At 71.3% G+C, this 12,043-nt stretch carries 8 protein-coding genes; 5 read left to right on the top strand and 3 right to left on the bottom strand.

The features are described from left to right. Window positions 1-84: 84 nt before the first annotated feature. The gene (locus ACTMTB_RS05840; protein ID WP_441143018.1) at window positions 85-888 is read right to left on the bottom strand and encodes an HAD family hydrolase; all 804 of its coding nucleotides are present in this window, start codon (window positions 886-888) and stop codon (window positions 85-87) included. 352 nt (window positions 889-1,240) lie between these two features. Next, window positions 1,241-2,503 (bottom strand): tyrosine-type recombinase/integrase, encoded by a 1,263-nt coding sequence (locus tag ACTMTB_RS05835; protein ID WP_441143016.1) that lies wholly within the window; start codon window positions 2,501-2,503, stop codon window positions 1,241-1,243. A gap of 1,058 nt (window positions 2,504-3,561) precedes the next feature. On the opposite strand from ACTMTB_RS05835, the gene ACTMTB_RS05830 reads away from it, so the two are divergent. After that, a complete protein-coding gene (locus ACTMTB_RS05830; RefSeq protein ID WP_441143014.1) occupies window positions 3,562-4,161 on the top strand; it encodes a hypothetical protein in 600 nt (199 codons plus the stop codon). Window positions 4,162-4,179: 18 nt separating this feature from the next. Here ACTMTB_RS05830 and ACTMTB_RS05825 read toward each other — a convergent pair whose 3' ends face one another. Continuing rightward, complete coding sequence (locus ACTMTB_RS05825; RefSeq protein WP_441143012.1) at window positions 4,180-6,012, bottom strand: glycoside hydrolase family 15 protein; 1,833 nt, start codon at window positions 6,010-6,012, stop codon at window positions 4,180-4,182. A gap of 1,753 nt (window positions 6,013-7,765) precedes the next feature. Here ACTMTB_RS05825 and ssd point away from each other — a divergent pair. From ssd to ACTMTB_RS05805, 4 genes are read left to right on the top strand one after another with little or no spacing between them, the layout of a single operon-like run. Further along, window positions 7,766-8,821 carry a septum site-determining protein Ssd gene (ssd, locus tag ACTMTB_RS05820; RefSeq protein WP_441143998.1) on the top strand — a complete coding sequence of 352 codons (1,056 nt, stop codon included), beginning with the start codon at window positions 7,766-7,768 and terminating at the stop codon, window positions 8,819-8,821. Next, the gene (locus ACTMTB_RS05815) at window positions 8,818-10,023 is read left to right on the top strand and encodes a TadA family conjugal transfer-associated ATPase (RefSeq protein WP_441143010.1); all 1,206 of its coding nucleotides are present in this window, start codon (window positions 8,818-8,820) and stop codon (window positions 10,021-10,023) included. The genes ssd and ACTMTB_RS05815 overlap by 4 nt, the downstream gene beginning before the upstream one ends. Then, entirely contained in the window at window positions 10,020-11,300 is a 1,281-nt protein-coding gene (locus ACTMTB_RS05810; RefSeq protein WP_441143008.1) for a hypothetical protein, read from the top strand. Before ACTMTB_RS05815 ends, ACTMTB_RS05810 begins: the two co-directional genes overlap by 4 nt. After that, window positions 11,297-12,037, top strand: a complete 741-nt coding sequence (locus ACTMTB_RS05805; RefSeq protein ID WP_441143006.1) for a type II secretion system F family protein — start codon at window positions 11,297-11,299, stop codon at window positions 12,035-12,037. The genes ACTMTB_RS05810 and ACTMTB_RS05805 overlap by 4 nt, the downstream gene beginning before the upstream one ends. Window positions 12,038-12,043 lie beyond the last annotated feature (6 nt).

The following is a 12,043-nucleotide window of genomic DNA, read 5'->3' as shown; positions in this document are numbered from 1 at the left end:
CTGCGGGGCGTCCTCGCCGCCTTCCTGCCCGCTCCGATCGGCGGTCCCTGCCGCCTCCCTGACCGAGTGCGCCGGCGGGTGTGCTCAGGCGATGGGGGTGACCTTGGCGCGGCGGTGCCGGCCGTACCAGGCGATGCCGATGGCCACTCCCACGCCGACGCCGAGCGCCGCTGCGGCCACCGGCACGCCCGGGCGCTCCCGCAGCCGCCGGCCCAGCGGGATCGGGTGCCGGAACTCCAGCACCGGCCAGGCGTTCTCCACCGCGAGCTTGCGCAGCGCCCGGTCGGGATTGACCACGGTGGGGTGGCCGACGCACTCCAGCAACGGCCGGTCGCTGTACGAGTCGGAGTAGGCGTACGAGTCGGCCAGGTCGTAGCCCCGGGCGGTGGCCAGCTCGCTGACCGCGTCGACCTTGCTCGGGCCGGCGGCGTAGAACTCCACCTCGCCGCTGTAGCGGCCGTCCTCGACCGCCATCCGGGTGGCGATCACGTCGGTCACGCCCAGCAGCTCACCGATGGGGCGGACCATCTCCTCGCCGGAGGCGGAGACCAGCACGACGTCCCGGCCGGCGGCCTGGTGCTCCTCGATGAGCGCTGCGGCCTCGGCGTACACGTAGGGGTTGATCAGCTCGTGCAGCGTCTCCGCGACGATCTGGCGGACCTGTTCGACCGGCCAGCCCTTACAGAGCGTGGCGAGATAGTCCCTGGTCCGGGCCATGGTCTGCTCGTCGGTGCCGCCCAGCCGGAACATCAGCTGCGCGTACGCCGACTTGACGACGTCACGCCGAGTGATCAGCCCGTCCCGGTAGAACGGCCGACCGAACGCCAGGGCGCTCGACTTGGCGATGACGGTCTTGTCCAGATCGAAGAAAGCGGCACTTCGGCCCACGGCGCGAAAGTCTAGCCCGATGGTCTAAGGTCGGCGGGTGCCCGGGGTCACCAGCCCCTCCGACCTGCGGGCCAGCCGTTGCAACCCCTGCTCTACGTGACGGCTATCACACGCTGTGGTCACATTTTCGCCCTGAGTGGGGTCGACACCACTCGACGTGAACACTCTGCTCGGGCATGCTTGTCCTCACGACGAGTATTCATATCTCGGACAACTCGCAGGCCCTCGGCGGTTGCACCCCCCGTGACCGCTGAGTGGTTCGGCTCAACCCCCCCGGAGCCGAACCTCCCGACGACCCCCGTCTCCCCCCGACGGGGGTCGTCCCTATTCCGGCTAAGCGCTCCACCCCAGCTCACAGACCCTCCTCGCCCTCATCCAAGGCGCTCTCAGAGGGCGTTTCCCCGGCCGGAGGCAGCAGAAAGGCAGCAGAACCGTCGGACGCCTCCAGGACTCGGGCCGCGTAGTCGTCCGGGGTGTGCGTGTACCGGTTGAGCGTCGTGGACGCCTGCTCGTGGCCCATGACCCGCTGCACCAGGTTGATCGGCACCCCGTCAGTGACCAGCCAAGTGGCGTAGGCGTGCCGCAGGTCGTGGAACCGCATCCCGCCAGCCGCCTTGGACGCCACACAGGCAACGGCCTCCCGCTCAGTCGTGAACTCCGCCGACCACTCGATGCCCTCCCGGTCCGGCCAGCTCGCACGGTACCGGTGTGGGCCAGCGCTGAGAACCTGGCCGAGCAGCCCGGTCCGAACCAGCGACGGCAGCCAGACCCGGCGGCGGAAGTTCGACCGCCGCAGTGGGCGACCGGCCCGGTCGCGAAAGACGAGCGCGCGCGGGGCCGGATCGTCGGCGGCGGCGTGCAGCTCGCGGAGCACGGCCAGGAGGAAGCCGGGCAGCGGCACGGTTCGGACCCCGGCGCGACTCTTCGGGTACGGGCGCAGGACGATTCCGCCGTGGGTCTCCTCGGCCACCTGGACCACGCGCAGCGATGCCCGGTGGAGGTCGACCGAGGACCACGTCAGTCCGGCGCATTCACCCCAGCGGAGCCCCGCCCCGGCGGCGGCGGAGACGATGCCCCGGTGTCGAGGTGGGACGGCGGGTAGCAACCGGCCGAAGAAGTCCTCCCGGCTGATCGTGACCGGCTTGACGTCGCGGGACCGGTCACGGGGCAGCTTCACCCCTTCGGCGGGGTTGGTGGCGATCAGTCGGGCCTGAACTGCCGTCCGGAGGATCATCGACAGCAGTTGGTAGCACTTAGCCACCGTGGTAGGGGCAAGCTCCCGGCCGAGACCGGTCACCCACTCCTGCACCGACATGAAGTCGACCTTCCCGAGCGGCCAGTCACCCCACTTCGGCAGGACGTGTGTGCGAAGCATCGAGACGGTCCGCTCGGTGGTACGGGCCTCGACGGCCCGTGTGGCGAGCCACTGCTGAGTGAAGTCGCCGAAGCGGGTACGGCCGGCGTGCGGATTGACGTAAGTGCCCCGGTTCAGGCTGCCTTCCACCTCGGCTAGGAAGGCATTGGCCTCCCGCTTCGTGCGGAAGCTCCTGGACTTCTGCCCACCAGCAGGGTCGCGCCAGCAGGCGCGGAAGGTGCCGGCCGAGGTCTTCATCATCCGTTCGACCATCGAGCGGGCAGAGGGTTCGTCCGGGAAGTCGTACGAGACTTCCTGCCCTCCGTCACCGCCGAGGCGGCCTCGCACTCGCCAGAGCCGACCGTCGGAGAGCAGCCAGATGTCCCGCCGGGGCCATGCGACCCCACGACCCGTTCCACCAGCGCCCCCGTACCTCCACCGGGCAACAATCTAGTCGAACAGACGTACGATCCGGCTGGCTGCCGGCAAGGTTGTTCAGAGTTTCTGTACGTCTTCAAGGCGGCCCGCAACGGGCCGCACGCGCCGCCGCCTGGGCGCGCGCCGGCCGCTGCCGCTGTCGCTCTGCGGCCGTCACGCCGGACGCCCGTCGGCTGGCGCGGAAAGCGGGAAGCCCGGAGGGCCGCCGCAGAACGACAGGATCGTTGACCGGGTGGGGGTGGGCCGGCAGCCGGCCGGGCCGCGCGGCCACGAGCCCGCGCGGCGTAGGGGAACGCACGCCGGCCGCACCGGCGAGCTGCCGGCGGTCGCGGGGTGCGGTTACTGCGCCTCCGGCGGGGGCGCTCGGGCTCCGAGATGGCTGCAAACCCGTCGGCGCGTTGCGGTCCGTGGGTGGTTGCGCGGGCCATCCCGCCAGCCGACGACCCGGGCAAGCCGAGCAGCGGTGACGCGCGGTACAAGGTCACGGACCCCGAGAGGCACCCACCCTCGTTGTACTGGCCCGGACGCAAGACCACAACCAAGCGGCACGCGCCACGCGACACCGTCCCGGACTAGGTTGCCTGCTTGTCTTGCGGCGAACGTGGGCAGCAGGACGCGGGGCACAGTGGGGGCACAAGACACCGTGAAATGTCGTCAAACGCGCGCGCACAGCGTGGAATCGCGACAGCCTCACATGCCCTGTGAGCAGGTGCCAATGGCCGCTGCCCCTGGTCACGAGTTTGCCGCTCTAAGTTCCGCTTCAACGTCTGACACTTGGGTTGGATGACCAGCTGGGCGACCGAAGACGCGAGCAGCGGCCCAGACGTCCGTGGACGGCGATAGACCCCGTTTTGATGGCTCCCGTGCGGGAAGCAAACGGCGTGGCAGAGTCGAAGCGACGTCGGCTGGCAGAAGACGACCTGTTGAAGGGTTTCGACCAGACAGGCCCGAGCCGGGGAAGGCTCGGCGGCTTCTTCGCCATCACCATCGGTGCATCCCTGTACGCCTGGCACGTCGCTTTCGCCTTCGGCGCGTACCACACGCTCCTCTACCAATTTCGACAGCAACTGCTCGTCGTGTCGCTGGTCGTGCTGCTGGGCGGGCTGATCATGCGCTCTCGGATGCAGATCCACCCCTGGCTGCTGGCCCTGTTCGCGCCTCCGCTCCTGCTCACCCTGGTGCGGCTTGTCCTTCCGGCCAGTGAGTCAGGTGCCGCTTCACGTGTCGTGGACCGTATCCTGCTCGTCGCCACCGTAGCGGTGGTGCCGATCATTGCCTGGGTCGTTGCGCGGTTGCTCGCACCGAACTACTTCACCCTGCCCGACCGCCGAAGCAAGATCGCTGTCGTAGCTGTTGTCACCGCTGTGACACTCACCGGCTTCTTCGTCGGCCGGTTCAACGATCGTTTTCTCACCTGCGGAGACTTCCGAGTCGCCGGCGATTACCAGCCAAAGAACTGCGCCCACGTACCCCGTCGCTGACCGGTGGATACGCCGGGCTCACTTTCTCTGGCCGTCGAGGAGTTCGTCGAGGGCGACTGCGGTGTTGATGAGGGCAAGGTGGCTGAACGCCTGGGGGAAGTTGCCGGTCTGCTCGCCGCTCGGGGCGATCTCTTCGGCGTAGAGACCCAGGTGGCTGCTGAAGGTGAGCATCTTCTCGAAGGCGAGGCGGGCTTCGTCGAGGCGTCCGGCGTAGGCGAGGGCTTCCACGTACCAGAAGGTGCACATGTTGAAGGTGCCTTCGTCGCCGGGTAGCCCGTCGGGGGAGGCGGCGGGGTCGTATCGGTAGACGAGGCTGTCGGAGACGAGTTCGTCGTCGATGGCGCGGAGGGTGGACTGCCACATGGGGTCGGTGGATGTCACGAAGCCGACGGACGGCATGGTGAGTAGCGCGGCGTCGAGAACCGCCTCGCCGTAGCTCTGGACGAAGGAGCGGCGGCCGGCGTGGTAGCCGCGTTCCATGATCTGGTGGTAGATGGTGTCTCGCTGCTGGGCCCAACGGCGCGTGTCGCCGGGGCGGCCGTGGCGTGCGGCGAGGCGGATGGCGCGGTCGAGGGCGACCCAGGACATCAGCCGGCCGTAGGTGTAGTTGCGGGGGTGGCTTCGGCTTTCCCAGATGCCCGCGTCGGGCTGGTCCCAGTTGTCGCAGAGCCAGTCGACGAGTTTGACGGTGCTGCGCCAGACCTGGTGTGAGGCGCGGATGCCTTGTTCGTCGGCCAGGTGCATCGCGTACAGCGCCTCGCCGTGGATGTCGAGCTGCAGCTGGTCGGCCGCGCCGTTGCCGATCCGCACCGGACCGGAGCCGCGGTAGCCCTCGAAGTGGTCGAGCACCTCTTCGTGCAGATCCGACGAGCCGTCGATGCGGTACATGATTTTCAGCGGGTTGCCGCTGTCGCCGGCTTCGCGGACGCGCTCGTCGAGCCAGTCCACGTACCGGGTCGCCTCCTCGGTGAAGCCGAGCCCCAGAAGAGCGTGGACGGAGAATGAGGTGTCGCGGATCCAGGTGTAGCGGTAGTCCCAGTTCCGGGTGCCGCCGACCTGTTCCGGTAGTGCGGCGGTCGGGGCGGCGATCATGGCACCGGTGGGTGCGTAGGTCATGAGTTTGAGGGTGATCGCGGAGCGTTCGACCATCTCCCGCCACCGTCCGGTGTAGCGGGATCGGTCGAGCCAGCGGCGCCAGTAGTCGCGGGTCTGCTCGAACATCGCCTGGACCTCGTCAGCGGGAATGACGCGGGGGTCGTGGGTGGAGGCGGTCTCCACCACCATTCCGCCGGTGTCGCCCTGGCGGAACGTGGCGAACATGAGCAGGTCCCCGCCGCTGGCGTGGACGTCGGCCTCGTGTACCAGCCGCCCGACTGGGCGGACCGGATTGACGGTGAGTGTCATCGAGGAGCTGTGGAAGGCAACGCCATCGGATTGCAGCTCCAGATCGTGGCGGTCGCGGCCGTAGTTGAAACGGGGCCGACATTCGATGCGGAACCGCATGCTGCCCCGAACCATGTTGACCATCCGCACGAGCCGGTGCTGATCGGTGACCTGCTCGCCGGTGACCGGCATGAAGTCGATGATCTCGCCGACGCCGTCCGCGCTGATGAATCGGGTGATCAGAATAGGCGTGCCGGGCAGATACAGCTGCTTGCTCAGATAGTCGACGCCGTCGGGCGAAATACGGAGGTACCCGCCACGTTGACGGTCGAGCAAGCCCGCGAAGATGCTGGGGGAGTCGAAACGCGGAGCGCAGAACCAGTCGACCGTGCCATCGCGAGCGACCAACGCGGCGGTCTGCAGATCGCCGATGAGCCCATGGTCCTCAAGGGCCAGGTACTCCTCCACACGACCTCCCACCCTGCCTACGGTCCCTACGCAAGGTAGAGGTACATGCCCCACCGGGTGTGAGATTGAAAAGAGGACCACTCTCAGGAGGTACCGCTACAGCGGATGTGGAGATTGCGACACATCGCGAGCTCCGAGGCGTCGCACGGTGTGTCGGGCGTCAGCGAGGCAGCGAGAAGGCAGCGCGAACCTCGATGCGGGTCGGCCGCGAACGTCAAGCTTTGAGGTCCGACACCTGCTCGTCGATGCGGGACGCCGCCAGCTGGCACCAGCCGACAGCTTGAATCCGCATCCCCCGACGGGGGTCGTCCCTATTCCGGGCAAGTGCTCCGGAGCAGATCACAGGGTGTCTCCCATGCTCTCGCCGGCGGCTCGGTCGTTAGAGCCAGCAAATCGTCAGCAGGCAGCGTGAAGGCCCCAAGATGCGCGCGGCGTAGTCGTCCGGGGTGTGGGTGGAGCGGCGAGAGCATTTGTCGACACCAATGGTGACAGCAACAAGGCCAGACGGGAGAGGGGTCGAGCCGGACGGCGGCGGACCACCAGCCGAGGTCAGGAACACGCCTGAACCGGCCCGGATGGAGCGCCCAGAACTTGCAAGCGAGAGATCCAACCACGCTCCGGCCCGCCCTCCGCGTGGCTGCTGGAAGGCGCTGGCGAGGTGAAGTGACGTTGAATCGTTTGCTCGCCTCACGCTAGCCTGGTGCTACTACTCGAGGTTGCGCCCGGCCGTCCGCCGGGATGCAAGTCACTCGAGAGACATGGGCTGGAAAGGGCTGGAGCGCCCCCGAATCACTTAGAGGCCAGCCACTCCGGGATGTCAGTCGTTAGGGAAACGCTAGACCAAAAGGCGTCAAGCTCGCTGTTCAGAACGGGCGGAGGTGATGGTTCCTCCCGCCGTCCCAGGGACACCACCACCTGCTGCGAGCCCGCCTGGACAGTCCGTATCTCGACATCGTTTGACATCTTCAGGCAGTTGTCTGAGGTCCCAACACAAACCGTCACAACGGGAGCATTCTCGCTGTAGAAGCTCACACTCGTCGTGGCCTCGTTGGACTGGACCCAAGCGTCGATCAGGGCCGGAGGTAGTTCCTTCGGCAGCGCCACAGCGCTATGTCCGCGGACGTTCCGGACGTCTTCGCGGAAGCGGTTAATAGGGCTGGGCTCGGAACTGCAGCCGGAGGCGAGAGCGGTTGTTGCCATCAGAACACCAACAAACCGTGAGCGGGAAAAGCTCTTGTCACGCGACGCCGACTTCGGCCTTACCAGAATTGCCTTCGCCACAGTCGCCTCTTCCCCCGTCAATGCTGATCATTACGATCAAAGAGAGAGCGACAGGCGGATCGGCAACCGTCAAGAGGTGATCTTTCGGCACGCGCACCTAATCGGACCTGTCCGACTTTGTGTGGAACTTTGCTTGTTCGGCGACGCTGAGGCGATGGACGGCCGTTCGGCCAGGTGTATGCCACGCCGCCGCGTTGGTTTGACACGTGCCCGCTGTGCGGCGCTGCTTGCGGCCAGTCAGGGTGCAGCCGAACATCCATGGTCGACGAAGCCGACTGAACCCTTAGCAGATCGACCGGCGGTCCAGGGGGTTGTCCACAGGGCCTGCGGTTGTCCACAGGCGGCGGTGCGAGGCCGGCGGGCGGGGTGGTGCGGGGAGCAGGGTCTGGGCCAGCACCCCCGAGCCGGACTGCTGGAGGCCGCGATGCCACCCCGTACCTCACTGCCGCCGCACCGGCGGCTGCCGCTCCTGGTGACCTCGGACGGTGACCTCCTCGACGAACTGCTCCGGCTCGCCGCCGCAGGCGGTACGGAGGTCGAGCTGGCCGCCGATCCCGCCGCCGCCCGCGCCCGGTGGCTGCCGGCACCGCTGGTGCTGGTCGGCCGGGATCAGGCGCAGGCGTGCCTGCGGGCGCGGCTGCCCCGGCGGCCCCGCACGGTCCTGGTCGGCCGCACCGGGGTGCTCGACCCGGCATGGGACGTCGCCGAGCTGCTCGGCGCGGAGCACGTGGCCACCCTCCCGGCGGCCGAGCCCTGGCTGGTCGACCGGTTCACCGAGTGCGGGTCCGACCGCCCGTTCGGCGGGCCGGCGCGGACCGTCGCGGTGCTCGGCGGGCGAGGCGGCGCGGGGGCCAGCGTGTTCGCCGGCGCTCTCGCGGTCACCGCCGCCCGGGCCCGCCTGCGCACCCTGCTGGTGGACGCCGACCCGCTCGGCGGCGGCCTCGACCTCGTCCTCGGCTGGGAGGAGCTGGACGGCCTCCGCTGGCCGGCGCTCACCGACGCCGACGGCCGGGTGGACGCGCCGGCGTTGGTCCGCGCCCTGCCCAGCCGGGGTGACCTGGTGGTGCTCTCCTGGGACCGGGGAGACCTGCTGGCCCTGCCCGCCCAGGCGATGGCCGCCACGGTCGACGCCGCCCGCCGTGGCCGGGACTTCGTGGTGGTCGACGTGCCCCGCCAGCTCGACGATGCGGCGGTGGTCGCGTTGCAGTCGGCCGACCAGGCGTACCTGGTGGTGCCGGCCGAGCTGCGGGCGACCGCGGCGGCGGCCCGGGTGGTCGCCGCGGCCGCCCCGCACTGTGCCGCGCTCGGCGTGATCGTGCGCGGGCCGGCACCCGGCCGGTTGAAGGCGGCTGAGGTGGCGCGGGCCCTCGGCCTGCCGCTCGCCGGCACGCTGCGGCCGGAGCCGGCGCTGTGCCGGGGACTGGAACGCGGCGAGGCGCCGGCCGGGGCCGGGCGGGGCCCGCTCGCCGCGCTCTGCCGGCGGATCGTCACCGAGCTGACCGGCCTGCCCGTGCCGGGTGCGGCATGACCGGCCACCCCGACGACCTGTCGGCCCGGGTACGGCAGCGGATGGCCGGCAGTGCCACCCCGGTCACCCCGGCCGCGATCGTCTCCGCCGTACGGGCCGAACCCACCGCCGCCGTCCTCGGTGACACCGCCGTGCTGCGGATGGCCGACCGGGTCCACGATGATTTGGTCGGCGCCGGGCCGCTCGTCCCGCTGCTCGCCGATCCGCAGGTCACCGACGTGCTGGTCAACGGGACCAGGGTCTGGGTGGACAGGGGCGAGGGCCTGCGGCAGGTGGCGGTGCCGCTCGGCTCTCTCGACGACGTACGGCGGTTGGCGCAGCGGCTCACCGCGGCCGCCGGCCGCCGGCTCGACGACGGCTCCCCGTACGCGGACGCGCGGCTGCCCGACGGCACCCGGTTGCACGCCGTGCTGCCTCCGGTGGCGACCGACGGCCCCTACCTGTCCCTGCGTACCTTCCGGCAGCGGCCGTTCACCCTCGACGACCTGGTACGCCAGGGCACCGTCCCACGACCGGTCGCACCGGTGCTGGCGGCCGTGGTCGCCGCCCGGCTGGCGTACCTGGTCACCGGCGGCACCGGCTCGGGCAAGACCACCCTGCTGAACACGCTGCTCGGGCTGGTGCCCTCGACCGAGCGGATCGTGCTGGTGGAGGACGCCGCGGAGCTGCACCCGGTGCACCCGCACGTGGTGGGGCTCCAGGCCCGTACGGCCAACGTGGAGGGGGCCGGCGCGGTCGGGCTCAGCGAGCTGGTCCGGCAGGCACTGCGGATGCGCCCCGACCGGCTGGTGGTCGGGGAGTGCCGGGGCGGGGAGGTGGTCGACCTGCTCGGCGCTCTCAACACCGGCCACGACGGCGGTGCCGGGACGCTGCACGCGAACACCCCGGCCGACGTGCCGGCCCGGTTGGAGGCGCTCGGACTGCTCGGCGGGCTGCCCAGGGCCGCGCTGCACGCCCAGGTGACCGCCGCGCTCCAGGTGGTGCTCCAGGTACGCCGCGGCCCGCGCGGCCGGGTGCTGGAGTCGATCTGCCTCCTGCTGCCGGAGGGGCCCGACCGCCTGGTCACCGTCGTGCCCGCCTGGGTACGTGGACGGGGGCTGGGACTGGCCGGTCGGGCCCTCGGCACGCTGTTGCGGGACCGCGGCGTGCCGGTGCCACCGATCCTCTGCGAGCCGTGGCCGGCATCGGCGGGGCCGGCATGAGTCTTCCGATCTGGCTGGTGGCGGCGCTGCTGGTGGGCGCGGCGGCGGTGGTGGGCTGGCCGGTTCGCAGCAGCCGCCGGCGACGCCGCGCCCTGCTCGGTGCTGGCGCACCCGGTCAACCCGCACTCACACCGCACGACGGCGAGTCGTTCCGCACCGCCCCGGCCGCCTTCCTCGCTTCCGGGCCCGCCACCGGAGTGTCGGAGACACCGCCACCGGTTGTCGCCGCCCCGGCCGCCCTTCTCGCGTCCGGGCCCGCCACCGAAGTGCCGGAGAGACCGCCACTGGTTGGCACCGCCCCGGCCGCGGTCGTACCGCCCGGCCCGCGCCGGTCCGTCGGGACGAGATCGAGCCGGCCCACGCCGGCTCCCGACCGCCCGTGCACCGTGGCGGTGGCCGTCGCAGGCCCGACGCCTGCTCCCATGGCCGGCGGCCGGCTCGCCCGTCCGGCGGGAGCCCTGACCAGGCCGCCGTCGTTCCGGCCGCCCGGTCGGCGCGACTCCCGCCGACCGGTGGAGCCGCTGCGGCTCGGCGCTGGCGAGATCCGCCGCCTCCATCGAGCCGCCGGTTCGGACGGCGTCCGGACCGCCGACACCGCCGGTCGGTGGTCGGGCGCGTTGACCACTGGCCGGCCGCCGATGCGGGTGCAGGCCGTGCAGCGGTTCAGCAGGCTCCTCGCGCCGCTGGTGGGTCGCCCACGCCGGACGTTGCTCCTGGTCGGGCTCGTGGCGGCGGCGCTCGGCGCGCTCGCCGCCGGGCCGGTCGCCGGGGTCCTTCTCGGCGGGTACGGCGTGCTGGGCGCCCGGGCCGTGCTCCGGCGGCGGGCGGCGCGGCACGCGGTCGGGGAACGCCGCCGCAGGTTGGACCAGCTCTGCGGACTCGCCGCCGACCTGCGGGCTGGCCTGCCCGTCCCGACGCCGGACGACGACGGTGACCGCCTCGGGAACCTGACCCGGGCCGCGGTGCGGCTCGCCGACCGGACCGGTGCGCCGTTGGCCGAACTCCTCGAACGCGTCGAAGCCGACGCCCGGGCACTGGACCGGGGGCTGGCCGCCGCCTCGGCCCAGGCCGCCGGCGCCCGGGCGACCGCGCTGCTGCTCGCTGCCCTGCCGCTCGGCGGGATCGGCCTGGGCTACGGCATCGGCGCCGATCCGGTGGCGGTGCTGCTGCACACCCCGGTCGGGGCGGTCAGTGCGGTGACCGCCATGGGGTTGCAGATCGGTGGTCTGTTCTGGGCGGAGCGGTTGGGCGGAACGCCGGACGGGAGCGCCCGATGAACCGGCAGGAGTGGACAGCCAGCGCTCTCGTCGTCGCGGCGGCCCTGGTGGTGGCGCTCCGGGCGCCGGGCGTCCGCCCCTCCCGACGGTTGCGGGGACTGGGTCCCCAGGTCCGGCCGGCGGCAGACCGGCGCCCGCCGTGGTGGCCGGACGGCGTACGGCTCGGTGCCGGGCTGGCCGGAGTGGCGGTGGCCGTCCTGCTCGGCGGGGTGTCGGGTTGCCTCGTCGGGGCGGTGGCCGCCCTGGTGGCGGACCGGCTGCTCCGGCGGATCGAGTCCCCGGCCGCCCGGGACCGCCGGCTGCGCGAGGCCGCCGACCTTCCGCTGGCCGCCGACCTGCTCGCGGCGACGTTACGCGCCGGCGCACCGGTCGACCGCTCGGTACTCGAGGTCGCCGACGCCCTCGGCGGGCCGCTGGCCGAGCGGCTCCACCGGATCGGCCGGACGCTGCTGCTCGGCGGCGCACCCGACGAGGCCTGGGCGCACCTCGGCGCGGTACCGGGGGCCGACCGGCTGGTCGCCGCCGCGTTGCGTACCTCGCGCAGTGGAGCCGCGCTCGCCGGGGCGCTGACCCGGGTCGCCGACGACCTGCGGGCGGACCGGTCCATCGCCGCCGAGGCGTCGGCCCGGCGGGCAGGGGTGCTCATCGTGCTGCCACTGGGGCTCTGCTTCCTGCCGGCCTTCATTCTCGCCGGCCTGGTGCCGGTGATCGTCGCCGTCCTCGGCGACGTGCTCTGAGAACCA

The organism is Micromonospora sp. L32 (genome assembly GCF_052068055.1).
Classification (GTDB): domain Bacteria; phylum Actinomycetota; class Actinomycetes; order Mycobacteriales; family Micromonosporaceae; genus Micromonospora; species Micromonospora purpureochromogenes.
This window is presented reverse-complemented; position numbering and strand designations above follow the sequence as displayed.

Excerpts from the sequence above, each read along its gene's own strand:
- ACTMTB_RS05805 (WP_441143006.1), top strand. The coding sequence starts at position 11,297 with ATGAACCGGCAGGAGTGGACAGCCAGCGCTCTCGTCGTCGCGGCGGCC.
- ACTMTB_RS05835 (WP_441143016.1), bottom strand. The coding sequence starts at position 2,503 with ATGATGAAGACCTCGGCCGGCACCTTCCGCGCCTGCTGGCGCGACCCT.
- ACTMTB_RS05815 (WP_441143010.1), top strand. The coding sequence starts at position 8,818 with ATGACCGGCCACCCCGACGACCTGTCGGCCCGGGTACGGCAGCGGATG.
- ACTMTB_RS05810 (WP_441143008.1), top strand. The coding sequence starts at position 10,020 with ATGAGTCTTCCGATCTGGCTGGTGGCGGCGCTGCTGGTGGGCGCGGCG.